Source organism: Bordetella sp. N (genome assembly GCF_001433395.1).
Taxonomy (GTDB): Bacteria; Pseudomonadota; Gammaproteobacteria; order Burkholderiales; family Burkholderiaceae_B; genus Bordetella_C.
Genome location: NZ_CP013111.1, coordinates 2803223 through 2820116 on the forward strand (window position 1 = coordinate 2803223; position 16894 = coordinate 2820116).

At 64.1% G+C, this 16894-nt stretch carries 15 protein-coding genes; 9 read left to right on the forward strand and 6 right to left on the reverse strand.

Translation table 11 applies throughout. From position 1 onward, the window contains the following. Positions 1-35: 35 nt before the first annotated feature. Entirely contained in the window at positions 36-635 is a 600-nt protein-coding gene (infC, locus tag ASB57_RS11920; protein ID WP_231755454.1) for a translation initiation factor IF-3, read from the reverse strand. Between the two features lie 5 nt (positions 636-640). Beyond that, entirely contained in the window at positions 641-2584 is a 1944-nt protein-coding gene (gene thrS, locus ASB57_RS11925; RefSeq protein WP_057652429.1) for a threonine--tRNA ligase, read from the reverse strand. A gap of 612 nt (positions 2585-3196) precedes the next feature. Between thrS and ASB57_RS11930 the strand changes: the two genes are divergently transcribed. The 8 genes from ASB57_RS11930 to ASB57_RS11965 all read left to right on the forward strand — a co-directional run bounded on the left by ASB57_RS11930 (position 3197) and on the right by ASB57_RS11965 (position 10761). Further along, a complete protein-coding gene (locus ASB57_RS11930; protein ID WP_057656095.1) occupies positions 3197-3856 on the forward strand; it encodes a response regulator transcription factor in 660 nt (219 codons plus the stop codon). Further along, entirely contained in the window at positions 3846-5411 is a 1566-nt protein-coding gene (locus tag ASB57_RS11935; RefSeq protein WP_057652430.1) for an ATP-binding protein, read from the forward strand. Before ASB57_RS11930 ends, ASB57_RS11935 begins: the two co-directional genes overlap by 11 nt. Continuing rightward, positions 5408-5803, forward strand: coding sequence for a hypothetical protein (locus ASB57_RS11940; RefSeq protein WP_057652431.1), 396 nt, complete (start codon positions 5408-5410; stop codon positions 5801-5803). The genes ASB57_RS11935 and ASB57_RS11940 overlap by 4 nt, the downstream gene beginning before the upstream one ends. Positions 5804-6279: 476 nt before the next feature. Next, positions 6280-7002 carry an ABC transporter permease gene (locus ASB57_RS11945; protein WP_057652432.1) on the forward strand — a complete coding sequence of 241 codons (723 nt, stop codon included), beginning with the start codon at positions 6280-6282 and terminating at the stop codon, positions 7000-7002. Positions 7003-7097: 95 nt separating this feature from the next. After that, the gene (locus ASB57_RS11950) at positions 7098-8030 is read left to right on the forward strand and encodes a glycine betaine ABC transporter substrate-binding protein (RefSeq protein ID WP_057656096.1); all 933 of its coding nucleotides are present in this window, start codon (positions 7098-7100) and stop codon (positions 8028-8030) included. A gap of 9 nt (positions 8031-8039) precedes the next feature. Then, positions 8040-8690, forward strand: coding sequence for an ABC transporter permease (locus ASB57_RS11955; RefSeq protein ID WP_057652433.1), 651 nt, complete (start codon positions 8040-8042; stop codon positions 8688-8690). Further along, positions 8687-9853, forward strand: coding sequence for an ABC transporter ATP-binding protein (locus ASB57_RS11960; protein WP_057652434.1), 1167 nt, complete (start codon positions 8687-8689; stop codon positions 9851-9853). The genes ASB57_RS11955 and ASB57_RS11960 overlap by 4 nt, the downstream gene beginning before the upstream one ends. Before the next feature lie 149 nt (positions 9854-10002). After that, entirely contained in the window at positions 10003-10761 is a 759-nt protein-coding gene (locus tag ASB57_RS11965) for an endonuclease (RefSeq protein ID WP_057652435.1), read from the forward strand. Here the strand turns inward: ASB57_RS11965 and ASB57_RS11970 are convergent. The 4 genes from ASB57_RS11970 to ASB57_RS11985 all read right to left on the reverse strand — a co-directional run bounded on the left by ASB57_RS11970 (position 10758) and on the right by ASB57_RS11985 (position 15584). Further along, the gene (locus tag ASB57_RS11970) at positions 10758-12176 is read right to left on the reverse strand and encodes an MmgE/PrpD family protein (protein WP_057652436.1); all 1419 of its coding nucleotides are present in this window, start codon (positions 12174-12176) and stop codon (positions 10758-10760) included. The genes ASB57_RS11965 and ASB57_RS11970 overlap by 4 nt on opposite strands. Then, entirely contained in the window at positions 12173-13375 is a 1203-nt protein-coding gene (locus ASB57_RS11975; protein WP_057652437.1) for an iron-containing alcohol dehydrogenase, read from the reverse strand. The genes ASB57_RS11970 and ASB57_RS11975 overlap by 4 nt, the downstream gene beginning before the upstream one ends. 14 nt (positions 13376-13389) lie before the next feature. Continuing rightward, positions 13390-14577 (reverse strand): acyl-CoA dehydrogenase family protein, encoded by a 1188-nt coding sequence (locus ASB57_RS11980; RefSeq protein WP_057652438.1) that lies wholly within the window; start codon positions 14575-14577, stop codon positions 13390-13392. Between the two features lie 80 nt (positions 14578-14657). After that, positions 14658-15584 (reverse strand): tripartite tricarboxylate transporter substrate binding protein, encoded by a 927-nt coding sequence (locus ASB57_RS11985; RefSeq protein ID WP_197425035.1) that lies wholly within the window; start codon positions 15582-15584, stop codon positions 14658-14660. Between the two features lie 346 nt (positions 15585-15930). Here ASB57_RS11985 and ASB57_RS11990 point away from each other — a divergent pair, with 346 nt between their 5' ends. Next, positions 15931-16893 carry a tripartite tricarboxylate transporter substrate binding protein gene (locus ASB57_RS11990; protein WP_057652440.1) on the forward strand — a complete coding sequence of 321 codons (963 nt, stop codon included), beginning with the start codon at positions 15931-15933 and terminating at the stop codon, positions 16891-16893. The last annotated feature ends 1 nt before the right edge of the window (position 16894 follow it).

Here is a 16894-nt window from a genome sequence, read left to right on the forward strand (position 1 = left end):
TTAATCACGGGAGAAGGACTGCGCGGGAGACAAGCTCAAGCCGCGGGAGCAGCCCCGGCTTCCTTGCCCGCCGGCGGCGCTTTCTTGCGCGGCGCCAACACCATGATCATTTGACGACCTTCCAGCTTGGGCATGGATTCGACCAAGGCCAGCTCGGTCAGGTCGTCGCGCACTCGCTCAAGCACCCGCATGCCGAGTTCCTGGTGAGCCATTTCCCGGCCCCGGAAGCGCAGCGTGACTTTCGCCTTGTCGCCTTCTTCCAGAAAGCGGCGCAGGTTGCGCAGCTTGACCTGGTAATCACCCTCGTCGGTCGCGGGACGGAACTTCACTTCCTTGACCTGGATGACTTTCTGCTTGGAACGGGCTTCGGCCTGGCGCTTCTGTTCCTGGTACTTGAACTTGCCATAGTCCATCAGGCGGCAGACCGGAGGATCGGCATTCGGGGCGATCTCTACCAGGTCTACGTCACTCTGCTCGGACAATCGGAACGCGTCGGCAATCTTCACGATGCCCAGCTGTTCCCCTTCCAGACCTATCAGGCGCACCTCGGGAACACGGATCTCACCGTTGATGCGATTGGCTTTTTCAGTGGCGATGTTGACAACTCCTAAAACGTTGAAAAACCTGCGAAAAATGAACCCTAAGCAGCTCGGGGGGCGACGTCGCGTCGTTCAGACACTTCGGTCGTCAGGCGGCTGATGAAATCGTCGAGCTTGATTGCGCCCAATTCCAAACCGCCCCGCCCGCGCACGGCAACCGTGCCGGCTTCCCGTTCTTTCTCGCCTACCACGAGAATATAGGGGATCTTTTGCAGACTGTGCTCACGGATTTTATAAGTGATTTTTTCACCACGCAAATCCGACTCTACCCTAAAGCCTTGTTTTTTCAGGCTTTGTGCAATTTGGGCCGCATATTCGGCCGAAGGTTCCGATATACAGCACACCACGGCCTGCACCGGCGCGAGCCACGGCGGCATGGCGCCGGCGTGGTTTTCAATCAACATTCCGATGAAACGCTCGAACGAACCCAGGATGGCCCGATGCAGCATGACCGGCGGTTTGCGCTGGTCGTCGGCGTCGACATATTCCGCGCCCAGGCGCACCGGCATCGAGAAATCGACCTGGATCGTGCCGCACTGCCAGTGGCGGCCGATGGCGTCCTTCAGCGTGTATTCGATCTTCGGACCATAGAACGCGCCCTCGCCCGGCGAGACTTCGAATTCGCAGCCGGTACGGTGCAGGCTGTCCATCAGCGCCTTTTCGGCGGCATCCCAGGTGGCATCCGAACCGATGCGCTTTTCCGGCCGCGTGGCGACCTTGTACAGCACTTCGGAGAAGCCGAAATCCTGGTAGACCTTCTGCAACAGGGCCGTGAAGTCGGCGCACTCGTCCTGCAGTTGATCTTCCGTGCAGAAAATGTGGCCGTCATCCTGGGTGAAACCACGCACGCGCATCATGCCGTGCAGCGAACCGGACGGCTCATTGCGGTGGCATTGGCCGAATTCGCCGTAGCGCAGCGGCAGGTCGCGATAGGAATGCAGGCCGGCGTTGTAAATCTGCACATGGCCCGGGCAATTCATCGGCTTCAGGCCGTAGACGCGGTTCTCGGACTCGGTCGTGAACATGTTTTCACGATAGTTGTCCCAGTGGCCCGTCTTCTTCCACAGGGACAGGTCCAGGATCTGCGGCGCCTTCACTTCCTGATAGCCGTTGTCGCGGTACACCGCGCGCATGTACTGCTCGACCTGCTGCCAGAGCTGCCAGCCCTTGGGGTGCCAGAAGATCAGGCCCGGCGCTTCGTCCTGGAAGTGGAACAGGTCCAGCTCGCGGCCCAGCTTGCGGTGGTCGCGCTTTTCGGCCTCTTCCAGCATGTGCAGGTAGGCATCCTGTTCCTCCTTGGAGGCCCAGGCCGTGCCGTAGATACGCTGCAGCATCTCGTTCTTGCTGTCGCCGCGCCAGTAGGCGCCGGCCACCTTCATCAGCTTGAAGACCTTCAGCTTGCCGGTCGACGGGACGTGCGGCCCGCGGCAAAGGTCGAGGAACTCGCCTTCGCGGTACAGGCTGAGCACTTCGTTCGACGGAATCGAGGCGATGATCTCGGCCTTGTAATGCTCGCCGATGCTCTTGAAATAGGCCACGGCGTCGTCGCGCGTCCATTCCTCGCGCGACACGGCTTCGTCCTTGCGCGCCAGCTCGGCCATCTTCTTTTCGATGGCTTGCAGGTCTTCCGGCGTGAACGGGCGCTTGTACGAGAAGTCGTAGTAGAAGCCGTTGTCGATGACCGGGCCGATGGTGACCTGGGCATCCGGGAACAGCGACTTGACCGCATAGGCCAGCAAGTGCGCGGTGGAGTGGCGGATCAGATCCAGGCCGTCGGCGTCCTTGGCCGTGACGATACCCAGGTCGGCATCGCTGTCGATGCGGAACGAGGTATCGACCAGGCGCGCCTGCTCGCCGTTGCGAGCGACACGTCCACCCAGGGCGGCCCGCGCCAGCCCGGCGCCGATCGACTGCGCGACCTCGGCCACCGTGACGGGTCCGGGAAACTCGCGGCGGGAACCGTCGGGCAAGGTAATCTGAACCATTTGAAGCTTCCTGATGTATGAAATGAAAAACGCGGCTAAGGGCCGCGTTTTCTTTGTCTGGCGCCGCCAACCCCGACCTTGCGGGCTGGCCACGAACCTACCTTAAGTCGCAGCGTTCAACGTGGACTCAAGGTCGTAGTTCGGGCGTAATGTGGGGACATTCAGCAACTCGTCAAGGGCAGGATCGGACGGGGGTTGCAGGATCACGCGGCAGGGTCGAAACGACAGCTCGCGGATTGGACAACGGTCAGACCCATTCAAGGGAATTTGCGAATTGTATCACCCTCGGCGCTTCCTTTGCACCGCGTCCCGGCGTAGGTGAAATGGAAGGCGCTTGTAGGACTGGTCTTATTTTTCGGCTCTGACCATCGAACCTCCCTGAAGGATCCTTACACTGCCGCGAAGACGAGCCCGCGGCACCCTCCCACGAGCATCCCTGACAGCGCCTTTTCGCGCTCGCGCCAGACCCCGCGCGCGCGGCAACGCCGTCACCCCACGCCAGGCAGCCTGCCTCGCCAAGCAAGGAAATGCATGACCATCGCGTACAGCCGCCCCGGTATCCGCACCGCCGTGCCCCGGGGCCTCCTCGGCGAAGGAGCAATTCGCCGATATATGCTCAGCGCCCGCCCCCGCCACCGCATCCGCATTGCCATCCTGGACGACCACCCCATCATTGGCTTGGGCATGGCATCGTTCCTGCACCATCAGGCCGACTTCGAAGTGGTCAAGACGGAAACCTCGGCGACACGTTTCCTGGATGCGTTGAGGGAACAGCCCTGCGATGTCGCCATTGTCGACTTCTACCTGCCGCGCCAGCCCTGGGACGGGGTCAATTTCATCAAACGGCTGCGCCGCCAGCACCCGCACATCATCGTCATCACCTTCTCCGGCGGCAAGGTGTCGGACACCGAGTACGCCGCCTATAAGGCCGGCGCCAATGGCTATGTGCCCAAGGGCGAACGGCTGCCTTGTATCGCCGACATCATCCGCAAGTCGCTCAGCACCCCTCGCGCCTTCTACACCTGCAGCCATGGAGAGTTGCACAGCCAGCCCCCCATGCGGCCGGACGAGCGGCTGACCAGCGCCGAAGCCGAGATCCTGCGCAATATCGCCCTGGGTCTCTCTGTTACGCAGATATCCCTGAAGCTGTTGCGCAGCAAGAAAACCATCAGTACGCACAAGCGCCGCGCCATGAAAAAACTGGCCTTGGCCGACGACCTGGCGCTGGCCATCTACGTGAAAGAGAAATTTGAACCGTCGAATGACGTCTGAGCACGCGGAGACCGCGGACAGGGTCCGGTCCACCTTCCTGGCCACGGTCAGCCATGAGATCCGCACGCCGCTCAACGGCGTGATCGGCGTACTGGACGTCCTTGGCGACACCCGGCTCGACTCCGAACAAAGGCATTACGTCGACATTGCCGCGCACTCTGCCCGGCTTCTGCTGCGTGTCATCAACGACATCCTGGATTACGCCAAGATCGAGTCCGGCGCCATGCCCCTGCACTGCGCGCCCTATGGCTTGTACCAGGCGGTGGAAAACATGGCCGACCTGTTCCTGCCGATGGCGCGCCGCAAGGGGCTGAACCTGACCGTGGCCATGATGCCGCATTTTGACCGCTGCCTGATCGGCGACGAGGTCCGCGTCGGACAGGTCATGGCCAATCTGTTGAACAACGCCGTCACCTTCACCGAGCGCGGCAGCATTGTGCTGTCCGCGCGACGCCGCGTGCGGCGCGGGGTGGACGACATGGAAATCACGGTGCGCGACTCGGGCCCGGGCATGTCGGCGGAATACCAGCAACGCCTGTTTTCCCCTTTCCAGCAGGAAGACAACTCCACGACCCGGCGCCATGGCGGCACGGGCCTGGGGCTGTCCATCGTCAAGCTTCTGCTCGACCTGATGGGCGGCACCATCCACATCAGCTCCAGCCCGGGGCGCGGCACGCGGGCGACGGTGCGCATTCCCGCCCAGTGGGGCGACCAGTCGGTGGGGTGGCCCTGCTACGCGGGCAGGCGCGCCACCCTGGCAGTACGCAGCCGCTTGCTGCGTCCGTCCATACGCGCCTGGTTGCGCAAGATGAAGATCCAGGAAGTCGCCGCCGGCACGCAAGCCGACCTGTGCATCGTGGACAGCAATGATGGCGGCTTCATCTGCCGCCATGACCAGCACGTCACGCCCAGCATCCACGCGCTGGCGCCCTTTCTCAAGACTCTGGCCCAAGCCTGGCGGGGCGAGCCGACCCTGATGCCTGGCGCGGCCCGTGCCGACGCGGCGGCCCAGGACACGGCCAGGTCCGAAGCGGCCGCTTTCGATGCGGCGGAACGCGCCGCGACTTCCCGGGAGGCCAGCCCCCTGAAGCAGTTTTCGCGCACGCTGGCCTGCTCGCTCGAATCGCGCAGCCATCCTCGCCATCCCCTTTTCCAATCGACGCGGGACCTGCTGCTGGTCGAGGACAACGAAATCAACCGTGACATCACGCTGCGCCAGCTCAATCGCCTGGGGGGCGAGGCGCGCGCCGCCGACGATGGCGAAAGCGGCTACATCCAATGGCTGCACGTCCGTCCACGCATCGTGCTCGTCGATTGCCACATGCCGCGGCTGGACGGCTATGCCCTGGCGCGGCGCATCCGCATTCACGAAATCACCCACGCCCTGCCTCGAACCAAATTGATCGGATTCAGCGCCAACGCCACGCCCTACGACGCCCAGGCCTGCCGTGCCGCGGGCATGGATGATTACGTTCCCAAACCTGCTTCGCGGGGCACGCTGGTGACCGCCTTGCGGCGCGCCGGACTGGCCTGGGCCTGGGACGCACAACCATGACGCCATGGCTGGATCTTGAACTCTTGTTCGACCTTTACCCCGATACGGCGACGCGCAACGACTTTCTGCGGCGCGCGTGGCAGGTCCTGTCCGCCGACCGGATGGCGCTAAGCGCGGCCCTGGAACGGCGCGATCATGGCGAGGCCAGACAGCTCGCCCACCGGATACAGGGCACCACCGCCTTCCTCAACGGCGCGCGCGAACGCACGGTAGAACTGTTTGGCGCCTTGAACCAGGGTCTCGCGCAAAGCGACGTGGACCAGATCACGGCCGCTTGCGGGCCCGTGCTGACCTATCTTTCCGGTCTGGAGACGGCGCTTTTAAGCGCGGCGGCGGCCCCCGGTGGCTGCCGAAATGCCTGGACGGAAGATGCCGGAACAAGACCGCAATAGACCGACGAAAAATTAGCGGATGACAGTTTGGCTGAACTTCGCTACAATAGCCGCCACGTTGTCATCTATTTCGCTTACGTTTACAAACTCGGTGTACAAAAACTCCTGGTAGACGTCGCCACGTACGGTTGACAGTCCCGACTATCGGCGGCGCATCAATTGCTTTTTTCTACTCGCGCTGCCACTTGGCCAAACAGCGGTTTATTCGCTCTGCGTTTCTAGCCCTGTCCTGCGCCTCCCCTCCGGAACACCCGGCTTCCTTGCCGCGTTTCCACCCTTAGGGTCCCGCCCACTTCGGTGATGCACGGACCCACCGCGCGTCCGCCGGCGATCCTGTCGGCCATGGCGTGCATACGCAATGCTTTTGCACTGTTGTGGGCTAGGCCTGGTGCCCTGCTGCTTCCGGCCTTTGCCCGCCTTGTCATTACCCGTGCTCGCACCGCCTTACCGCGTTGCGGACCCGGGCTGGGAGAGTCATGCTGAAAACCAACTCCATCATGCGTGCCGTGGCCGGAACGGCCTGCGTACTGGCGCTGCTCGCGGGCCTGATCATCTGGGTCGGACCGGACTTCATCCGCCAGCAGCAGGACCGTCTGCTGTACGACGCCGCTGACCATCTGCGCCTGGTCGCAATCTCGATGGCCTTGGCATTGGCGACCGGCCTGCCCGCCGGGGTCGCGCTGAGCCGGCCCTGCATGCGCCGCTGGTCCGACCGCTTGATGCAGATCTTCAACGTCGGCAATACCGTGCCGTCGCTGGCGGTACTGGCGCTGGCCCTGGCCGCCCTGGGCATCGGCGAGAAGCCCGCCATTCTGGCCTTGTGGCTGGCGTCCCTGCTGCCCATCGTGCGCAATACCACCGAAGGCCTGCGCAGCGTGTCGCCGGCGCTGCTGGAAGCGGCGCGCGGCATCGGCATGACGCCGGCACAGCGCCTGTTCCAGGTCGAACTGCCGAATGCCCTGCCCGTCATCCTGGCCGGGGGGCGCATCAGCCTGGTGATCAATGTGGGAACGGTGCCCCTGTCCTTCCTGATTGGCGCCAACAGCCTGGGCGAACTCATCTTCCCGGGAATTTATCTGAACGATCAACCGCTGCTCCTGCTCGGCGCCGCCGCCACCGCCGTCATGGCGCTGACCCTGGACGCCTTGTTGGCGGCGGGTGGCGCGGTTTACCTGCGCAAACGCGGCCTGGGCCGATGAGCCGCCGCGCCGCGGCCCCCCGCGCCACCGTGCCCGATCAGCCCGACACGCGCCTGCTGGCCGTTTCCGGCATTCGAATCAAGGAGACCCTATCCATGTTGAACAAGCGCTACGCCCCCCTGCGCCGGCTGCTGCCGCGCGCGGCGCTGCTGGCCGCGAGCCTGTTGTCCTTGCCGCTGATGGCAGGCCGCGTGGCCCAGGCCGCCGAGCCGATCCGCGTGGGCGGCAAGAATTTCACCGAGCAGCTGATCCTGTCCTCGATGACCGAACAGTATCTGCGCACCAAGGGCTACACGACCACCCTCACCACCGGCCTGGGCAGCACGCTCATGCGTCAGGCGCTGGAAAACAATCAGCTGGACGTGGTGTGGGACTACACCGGCACCGCGCTGGTCGTGTTCAACCACGTCAAGGAAAAGCTGGACGGCGAGCAGAGCTATGCGCGGGTCAAGGAACTCGACGCGAAGAAAGGCCTGGTCTGGCTGCAGGCGTCCACGGTCAACAACACCTATGCGCTGGCGATGCCGCATGATCGCGCGGTGGCCACCGGCATCACGACCCTGTCGCAGTACGCGAAGATGGTGCGCGACACGCCCAAGAAGCGCCACCCCTTTGCCGTCGACATGGAATTCGCCGCGCGTCCGGACGGCCTGGCGCCGCTGAAGGAAGCGTATCAGCTGCCGCTGACGCGGCGCGACGTCATCCAGCTCGATCCCGGACTGGTCTACACGGCCTTGAACAACAACCAGGTCGATACCGGGCTGGTCTACACCACGGATGGCCGCGTCAAGGGCTTCAATCTGGTGGTGCTGCGCGATGACCTGAACTACTTCCCCGCCTATAACGCGGTGCCGGTGGTGCGCGATGAAGTCCTGCGTGCCCACCCGGAACTGGCCGCCCAGTTGAACGCCCTGGCCGCGCAGCTGGACAACGAAGCCATGACCGAAATGAACTACCAGGTCGACATCGGGCAGCGTCCGGTGGACCAGGTGGCCACCGACTTCCTGCGCCAGCATGGCCTGATCTAAGGGAGCACCATGAGCATTCTCGATTATCTGATGCAAACCTGGCCGTCGCTGCTGGCCCTCGCCGGCCAGCATCTGGCCCTGGTGGGCGCGGCGGTAGGCTGCGCCATCCTCTGCGGCATTCCCCTTGGGGTGCTGATCGTGCGCGTGCGCTGGCTGGCCACCCCGCTGCTGGGCCTGGCCACCGTCATTCTGACGCTGCCTTCGATCGCGCTGTTCGGCCTGATGATTCCCATCTTCGGGCACTTCGGTCACGCCCTGGGCTATGTCCCGGCTGTCACCGCCGTCTTTCTTTATTCCCTGTTGCCCATCATGCGCAACACCTATGTTGCCCTGGCCAACGTCGATCCCGGCATCCGCGAAGCCGCGCGCGGCATCGGCATGACGCCGTGGCAACGCCTGCGCATGGTGGAACTGCCCCTGGCGACACCCGTCATCATCGGCGGCGTGCGTACCGCCGTGGTGATGAACATCGGGGTCGCCACGATTTCCGCGCTGATCGGCGCCGGCGGGCTTGGCGTGCTTATCCTGCAAGCCATCAGCCAAAGCAATATGACCAAGCTCGCCATCGGCGCCGTGCTGGTCAGCCTGCTCGCCATCGCCGCCGATTACTGCCTGCAATGGCTGCAGCGCGCCCTCACACCGAAAGGAGTCCGCACATGATAGAACTCGACCAACTCAGCAAATCCTTCACGCAGAAGGACGGTCACGTGGTCAAGGCGGTCGATCGCGTCAGCCTTACCGTGCCGCGCGGCGAAATCTGCGTCTTCCTGGGTCCTTCCGGCTGCGGCAAGACCACCACCCTGAAAATGATCAACCGCCTGATCGCCCCCACGTCGGGACGCGTGCTGATCGACGGCGAGGACACCACGTCGCTGGATGCCGTCACCCTGCGCCGCAAGATCGGCTATGTGATCCAGCAGATCGGCCTGTTCCCCAACATGACCATCGAGCAGAACATCATGGTGGTTCCGCGCCTGATGGGATGGGACAAGCAGCGCTGCCGCGACCGGGCGCGCGAACTGCTCGCCATGGTGAAGCTGGATCCGAACAAGATGATGAACCGCTACCCGCGTGAGCTGTCCGGTGGCCAGCAGCAGCGGGTCGGCGTGATTCGCGCCCTGGCCGCGGATGCGCCCCTGCTGTTGATGGACGAGCCCTTCGGCGCGGTCGATCCCATCAACCGGGAAAGCATCCAGAACGAATTCTTCCAGATGCAGCGGGAACTCAACAAGACCGTCATCATGGTCTCGCACGACATCGACGAAGCCATCAAACTGGGCGATCGCGTGGCGGTGTTCCGCGCCGGGCGCCTGGTGCAATTCGATCACCCCGACGCGCTGCTGGCGCGCCCGGCGGATGATTTCGTGCAGGCCTTCGTGGGCCATGACAACACGCTCAAGCGTTTGCTGCTGGTGCGTGCTGGCGACGCCGCCAGCCTGCCGCCCTGCGGCACGCCGGACATGAGCATGGCACAAGCCTATGGCGTGATGGACGAGGCCGATGTGCGCTATCTGCCCATCCTGGACACGGCCGGACGCGCCCTGGGTTACATCACCCGCCGCGATGCGCGCGAGGCGATGAAGACGGGCGACCGCCCCTGCGGCGAATCGCTGCGTACTTTCACGGTCACCGCGGCGGTGGACGAGCATCTGCGCATCGTGTTGTCGCGCATGTACCAGCACAACACCAGCTGGCTGCCGGTGCTCGATGCCGACGGTGTCTACCTGGGCGAAGTGACGCAGGAATCGATCGCGGGTTACCTGAGCTCGGGGAAGTCGCGCAGCTTCGGCACGCCGGCGCCGGCGCAGGCCGTCGCCGCCTGATCGAAACGGCATCCGCTGCAAACGCGGGAACGTGGTAAAGACCAAGGGCCCTCCAATCGAGGGCCCTTAAACTTTTTCTTACCAAGACATCAAGTTATAAAGCGTGGCTACAACTGTTCTGCACCAAAGGCCCGGTACAATCCGGCGCCATGAAACACGTTGTATTGCTGCGCATTGCTGCCCTGTCTTTTGCTGTCCTTTCCCTTCCCTCCCACGCTGCCGACTCCGACTTCGTCACGCGCAAGACCGCGACAGGCCATCGCGACTTTCGCAAGGCCAAGGAAGTCCTGCCTGCTGTCTACCAGGGGCATGAACACGAGTACTACTGCGGCTGTGCCTATTCCGGTAAAGACGTCGATCTTGCCTCCTGCGGCTACAAGACCCGCAAGAGCCTGACGCGTGCCGAGCGCATCGAATGGGAGCACATCGTGCCGGCCTGGACCCTGGGCCACCAGCGCCAGTGCTGGCAGGACAAGAGCGACAACGGCGGCGGCCGCAAGAACTGCACGAAGAGCGACGACGGCTACCGCAAAGCCGAAGGCGACCTCGTCAATCTGGTGCCCTCCGTCGGTGAAGTGAATGGCGACCGCCAGAACTTCCCGTACTCACAGTGGACGTCGGGCAAGGTCAGCATGTACGGCCAATGCCAGACCGCGGTGGACTTCAAGAATCGCGCCGTCCAGCCGCGTCCCGAAGTGCGGGGCGAGATTTCCCGCATCCAGATGTATATGGCCACCACGTATGACCTGAAACTGAGCAAGCAGGACAGGCAGCTGTTCTGCGCCTGGTCACGGCAGTATCCGGTGAGCAGCTGGGAGCAGGAACGCAATCGCCGCATCACGGGCCTGCAAGGCAGCGGCAACCGCTTTGTCACCGATGCCGCGGCGCGCGAGGCGTTCTGCCGCTAAAGGGCCTGCAGCAGGTCGTCGACCGAGACCTTCTGCAAATTCAATGCGGCCTGGAAGAACGCGTCACCGTGTTCATTCAGGCCGCCACCGAAACCACTGTAAGCCAGGCAGTCCTGCCATTTTTCGCGCAAGGCGTCGTCCGACAGCGGCAGGCTGCTTGAGCCGCGCAGTTCCGTCACGTGCCTGGTCAAGGTCTGGCCCGACGCCAGCGTGATCTCCACGGTATTCCAGCGCGGCGTCTCCGGCCCAGTGTCTTCCTCGCGGGTCGTGCTGTCGATCAGGCGCTGGATCTCGGGCCGCAATACCGCCGTGTCGGTGAAGCTCGACAGGCGCACATGGCCGTCGACCAAGGCCGCCGCCATCGCGTATTCCATGCTGAATTTGGCTTCCAGGCCCGTGCGCGGACGTTTGTGTATGAGCGGCACCATGGCGCGCCGGTTGGCCCGCACATGGACGTGCCGCACGTCTTGCGCGCGCAGGCCATGTTCGGCGCGTAGATCCAGCACGCCGTCGAGCGCCCGATGCGCGGCATAGCACATGGGATATTTCTTCACCTCGATGCCGCTGAGTTCCAGCTCGAAGCGTTCGCCGCCCGGCAACCCCACCGTTTCCAGCCCGGCCAGCGCGGCTGCCGGGTCCTCGCCCTGGCCATACAGACGCATGAAGCCCTGCTCGCCGTCCAGGGCGTCCGCGGCGGCATCGACGTCAAGTTCCGCGAGCAGCGCGGCCCTGACGGCGGACGCGGCGCAATGCCCGGCCTGGAAGGATTTCGCCATCGAGCCAAAATTCCCCCGCGTGCCCGCCGCCTGCGCCACGGCCAGCCCTATCGCATTGACGGTGCGGTCCGCCGACAGGCCCAACAGATGGCTGCACGCCACCGCGCCCCCTATCGTGCCCAAGGTCGTGGTCGCGTGCCAGCCCTTGGCATAGTGATCCCGCACCATCGCGCGCGCCAACCTGACCATGACTTCGAAGCCCACGACGTAGGCACTGGCCAGGCGCCCGCCATGCGCGCCACGCTGCTGGCCCAGGGACGCCAGTGCCGGTAGCAACGCAATGCTGGGATGGCCGCGCAAAGGGCTGTTGACGTCGTCGTAATCGAGTACATGGCCGGCCACGCCGTTGTAGAGGGCGGCGTCTTCCACGGCGCAATAGTCGGCGTGGCCCCAGGCCAGCGCCCCATCCCTGCCCTTGCCTGCGTCCCGCGCCGCGCGGTCGAATGGGCCGTGCCGACCAGCGTAGGCCAGCATCGCCCGGGACGCCGCCTCGTCGCATCCCGCCAGCGCCACGCCGACCGTATCGATCAGCGCGCGGCCCACTTGGTGGAATTCCGCGGTGCTTAGCAGCGCCGGCGCCATCTGGTGGGAGAACCGCGCGATGCGTTGAGAGGCGGTCAGGGTATTCACATCGCTCATGCTTCTGCCCCTATGGCGTCGGTCAGCATGGCCGCCAAGCGGTCTGCATGGCCAGCCAGTTCGCGCGTGCGGTCCGCATTGAAGTTGTAGAGCGCCGCTTCGAGCACGGCCGCGCGGGTCGCTGCATCGATAAAAGGCAAGCGCGCCGGCACGTCCAGGCCCGCGAAAATCGCCTCGACGGCATCCGCCACCGCCCGTTCCTTGTCGTGGGCGACGTCAGGCACACCCAGGGCTGCCCCCATCTGCATGACAGCGTCGGGACACAGCGCCCCGAAATGCAGGAGGGCCGGCGCGGTCAGCAGCGCATGCGTGCTGCCCTGGTCGAGCGCCGGCAGGCGATTGAATAACGCCGCCCCCAGTGCATAGACGGCACGCGCCACCCAGTGCACATCGAAGGGCCGCCCGCCATCGTCCTCGTCGCGATTCTGCAACAGGGCCGCCGCGCACATATCCACCCTGGCGCCGATGTCCTGCGGATCGGCCAGCCTGGGCAAGGCCGCATGAGCCAGGGTATAGGCATGCAGGCGCGACGCCTGCACCAAGGGATTGGCCTGACTCAGCGCGCCCCGGCTCATCAAGGCCCGCCAGAAGACGCCCAGGCCCGTGGACCGCGCCAAAGCGGGCGGCGCCGTCGCCAAGGCATCGCTATCCCAGAATATGGCTGCCGGGCGGGTCTTGGGATCGAAAAACTCCAGGCGGGGCCCGCCGTCCGCCCGGCGCAGCGCGGCGCCAGCCCGGTTCTGCGCTGAGGTCGCGGCGGTCAGCACATTGAAGATGGCCGGCTTGGCCGCCATCAACCGCGGGCTGACCGGCGACCCGTGCTCGGGATAGCGGGTCGCCAGTTCAACCAGCGGACGAGCTTCACCCAGCGCGATGGCCAGCACCCGGGTGGCCTTGAGCACGCTGCCCGCCCCTACCGCGATCAGCAGGTCGGCCTCGGCGGCGCGCGCGGATCGCGCGGCGTCCTCGACGTCTTCCAGCGGGGCATCCTTGCGCATCGCTTCATAGCCGCCGGCATAGCGGCTGCCCAGCACGTCGCGCAACTGGTCCAGCAGCCGTGTGCGCGTGGCCACGCTGTCGCCGCACACGATGAAGGCGCGCTGCGCGCCGACGCGGGTGGCCTCCGCCGACAACTGCCGCAACGCGCCATCGCCGGCGTGGATGCGCACTGCGCTGGAAACCGAGAGGAAACGTTCCATTTTTATTCCCGAACCTACGCCGACGGTCGGCCGTGCCGCAGGAGTTCACGGGCCAGCACCCAGCGATGCACCTCGCTAGGCCCTTCGACGATGCGCATGACGCGGCACATCCGCGAGATGTATTCCAATGGCAACTCCTTGGACACGCCCATGCCGCCGAACAGCTGGATAGCCCGATCGACCACGCGCGTGATCATTTCCGTTCCCTGCACTTTCACCATGGACCCGTCCAGGCGCACGTCCTGCCGGCCCTGGTCCATTTTCCACGCCATCTGGTAGACCAGCAGGCGCACCATCTCGATTTCCTGATAGCTGTCCGCGATCCACCACTGCACGGCCTGCCGGTCGGCCAGCGGCGCGCCGAAGGTCTGGCGCGTATTGGCCTGCTCCAGCATCATGGCCAGACAACGCTCGGCCAGGCCCAGGCAGCGAGAGGCGATCTCAAGCCGGCGCACGCCCAGCCGCTGCGACAGCGGCCCGAAGCCCGCGCCGACTTCGCCCAAGACCTGGGCATCGTCCAGCACCACGTTGTCCAACACGACTTCGTAGGGATGATACTCGCCGATCATGGGGAAAGAGGTCGGAATGGTAAGCCCTGGCGTGCCCTTGTCGACGAGGAAAGCGGTGAAGGCCGCTCGCTTGTCGGCGGCGGGGTCGGTCACCGCCATCACGATCATGAAATCCGCCTTGCGCGCATTGCTGATCCACAGCTTGGTGCCATTGAGCACCCACTTCCCGTCCTTGCGCTCCGCCCGCGTATTGATGGCGGCGGCGTCGGATCCCGCACCCGGCTCGGACAGCGCCAGGCAACTCTTCTTCTCACCGCTGGCGTATGGCAGCAGATAGCGGTCCACCTGAGCGCCCTTGCACAGCGTTTTCAGCAGGAACAGGTTCGGGCTTTCCGGCGGCAGGACGAAAGGCACGATGCTGTGCTTGAGCTGCTCGACGACCAGGCATTTGGTCAACATGCCCAGGTCCTGGCCGCCGTATTCCTCCGGTACGTCTATGCCCCACAGGCCGATGTCGCGGGCCTTTTGCTGCAGGGACGCTTCCAGCTCGGGAGGAATCAGGGGCTCATCGGTGTAGCCACGCTCGGCTTCGCGGCGGATGATGAGCGCCTCATTGGGAACCAGCGCTTCCTTGACGAAGCGCGCCACCGTGTCGCGCACCATGCGCGACGATTCGGGCAAATCGAAATCCATGCATTCTCCTTGGCGAGCCGGGCCGGGGCTCGTAATCGCTCGGGCTTAACTGAGGGCGCGGGGGCAGATCGGCGGCGAGTCTATTGCATCTGGTACACGCCCGCCTGCTGGGCCACCTCGCGCCACTTGGGGATGTTGGTCTCGATGTCCTTGCGCATATCGGCCGCCGAGCTGGCCACGACGGTGTAGCCCAGTTTCTCCAGCTGGTCCTCGCGCTTGCGCAGCGACTTGACGATGGAGGAATTCAACAAGGCGACGATCTTGGGATCGGCCTTGGCCGGCATCGCGAAGCCGTACCAGGTGTCCGAGTCGTAACCCGGCAGGCCGACCTCGGCGAAGGTGGGTACATCGGGCAGGTATTTATTTCGCTTCGGGCTGCCGATGGCCAGGATGCGCAGGTTGCCCTTGTCGGCCAGCTCTTTGGCCGAAGCCGACTGGACGAACATCATGTCGATGTGGCCGCCCAGCAGGTCCGTCATCGCCGGCGCGCCGCCCCGGTAAGGCACGTGCGTGATCTTCACGTGGGCCATGGACTTCATCAATTCACCCGCCATGTGCTGCGAACTGCCCAGGCCCGCCGATCCGTAGGTCAGCTTGTCGGGATTCGCGCGGGCATAGGCGATCAGCGCTTGCGCGGTCTTGTAGGGCGAGTCGCTGCGCACCGCCAGTACCAGGGGTGCCTTGACCGCGATCGACAGCGGCGTGAAGTCTTTCAAGGGGTCGTACGCCAGCTTCTTGTAGATGGACGGGTTCACCGCCTGGATGCCATCCGTGGTGAACATCAGGGTGTAGCCATCCGCCGGTTGCCGTTTGACGAAATCAGCCGCTATCGTCCCGCCCGCGCCGGCATGATTCTCCACGATGACCGTCTGCTTAAGATCCGTGGCGACGTCCTGTCCGACCATGCGAGCCAGGGCGTCCGTGCTGGCGCCAGGCACGTAGGGCACGATAAGTTTGATGGGTTGTTCGGGATAGCGGTCGGCGGCCTGGGCGCCTGCCGACGACATGACTGCCATTACCAACAAAGCACGACAAAGCTGTTGAACAAACATGGTTGTCTCCTCCATTGTCTGATGCTGCACTGCGAAGGCGCCCTTCTTTATCGGCGCTCTGTCTCGCGTGGCTGAGGCAGTATAGGAGTCAATATCTCGCGCAACGCCGTGCCTTAGCGAAGGAAACGTCCACAACATGAGAAACTTTCCAGCACTATGGATTTCGGAGCGCCGGCGCAGCTTGGCGACCAGCGATCCCGCGGGTTTCCCACTTGGTGGACCTCGGCCCCCGGCATGCTGGACACAGCCGCGCGTTCGCCGGCTATGTTCACTCCTGTGTAATAACTGGCAGGAGACAAAAATGCGCAGCCTTGTTGTGACCCTTTTTGCCGCAATGGCATTGGCCCCCGCCGCGCGGGCGGCCGACACTTATCCCAGCAAGCCCATTCATTTAGTCGTCCCCTATACCACCGGCGGCGGTAACGACACGGTGGCACGTGCGCTGGCAAAGTCGGTTTCTGAGTCGCTGCATGCCAACGTCATTGTCGAAAATCGACCCGGGGCGAACGGCGTCACGGCGTTTGAATATGTCGCGCGCTCCGAGCCGGATGGCTACACGCTTTTCATGGCCAACACCGGCAGCCACGCCATCAATCCTTCGCTGTATAAGCACCTGCGCTATAACGCGGTCAAAGACTTCACGCCGATTTCGGAAATCGCCATCCTTCCGAATGTGCTCGTCGTCTCGTCCAAATCGGGCATCCGTAGCCTATCGGAGCTAGAGAGTTATCTGCACGCGCACCCAGAATCCGCGATGTATGGATCCGCCGGCGTCGGAAGCACCCAGCATTTGTCGGGTGCCATGTTTTCCAGCGCGCTGAACATCAAGATGGAACATGTCCCGTATAAGGGCACGGCGCCCATCATGACGGACTTACTGGGTGGACGCCTGTTGATGAGCTTCGCCAACATCGTCGCGGTGCTGCCTCAAATCAAGAATGGCGAACTGGTCGCCTTGGCGGTGACCAGCGAGCAGCGGGTTTCGTCCCTGCCGAACGTGCCCACCGTCGGCGAAACGGTAAAGGGCTTTAACGCGCCCGTGTGGTTCGGTTTGGTCAGCAGCAAAGGGATTCCGGAGCCCATCGTCGCAAAACTCAACGAGGCCGTGCGGCAATTTGCCACCAATCCCGAGGGTAAGGCCCAGTTGGCTTTCATCGGTGCGGAGCCGAAATGGTCCACGCCTGCCGACTTCGGCGCTCTCATCAAATCAGATGGCGAGAAATGGGCCCAGGTCGTGAAGGCCAGCGGCGCTTCGGCTGAATAGG

Excerpts from the sequence above, each read along its gene's own strand:
- ASB57_RS11975 (WP_057652437.1), bottom strand. The coding sequence starts at position 13,375 with ATGGAACGTTTCCTCTCGGTTTCCAGCGCAGTGCGCATCCACGCCGGC.
- ASB57_RS11980 (WP_057652438.1), bottom strand. The coding sequence starts at position 14,577 with ATGGATTTCGATTTGCCCGAATCGTCGCGCATGGTGCGCGACACGGTG.
- ASB57_RS11930 (WP_057656095.1), top strand. The coding sequence starts at position 3,197 with ATGCTCAGCGCCCGCCCCCGCCACCGCATCCGCATTGCCATCCTGGAC.
- ASB57_RS11950 (WP_057656096.1), top strand. The coding sequence starts at position 7,098 with ATGTTGAACAAGCGCTACGCCCCCCTGCGCCGGCTGCTGCCGCGCGCG.
- ASB57_RS11935 (WP_057652430.1), top strand. The coding sequence starts at position 3,846 with ATGACGTCTGAGCACGCGGAGACCGCGGACAGGGTCCGGTCCACCTTC.
- ASB57_RS11945 (WP_057652432.1), top strand. The coding sequence starts at position 6,280 with ATGCTGAAAACCAACTCCATCATGCGTGCCGTGGCCGGAACGGCCTGC.
- ASB57_RS11985 (WP_197425035.1), bottom strand. The coding sequence starts at position 15,584 with ATGTCGTCGGCAGGCGCCCAGGCCGCCGACCGCTATCCCGAACAACCC.
- ASB57_RS11990 (WP_057652440.1), top strand. The coding sequence starts at position 15,931 with ATGCGCAGCCTTGTTGTGACCCTTTTTGCCGCAATGGCATTGGCCCCC.
- thrS (WP_057652429.1), bottom strand. The coding sequence starts at position 2,584 with ATGGTTCAGATTACCTTGCCCGACGGTTCCCGCCGCGAGTTTCCCGGA.
- ASB57_RS11970 (WP_057652436.1), bottom strand. The coding sequence starts at position 12,176 with ATGAGCGATGTGAATACCCTGACCGCCTCTCAACGCATCGCGCGGTTC.
- ASB57_RS11955 (WP_057652433.1), top strand. The coding sequence starts at position 8,040 with ATGAGCATTCTCGATTATCTGATGCAAACCTGGCCGTCGCTGCTGGCC.
- ASB57_RS11940 (WP_057652431.1), top strand. The coding sequence starts at position 5,408 with ATGACGCCATGGCTGGATCTTGAACTCTTGTTCGACCTTTACCCCGAT.
- ASB57_RS11965 (WP_057652435.1), top strand. The coding sequence starts at position 10,003 with ATGAAACACGTTGTATTGCTGCGCATTGCTGCCCTGTCTTTTGCTGTC.
- ASB57_RS11960 (WP_057652434.1), top strand. The coding sequence starts at position 8,687 with ATGATAGAACTCGACCAACTCAGCAAATCCTTCACGCAGAAGGACGGT.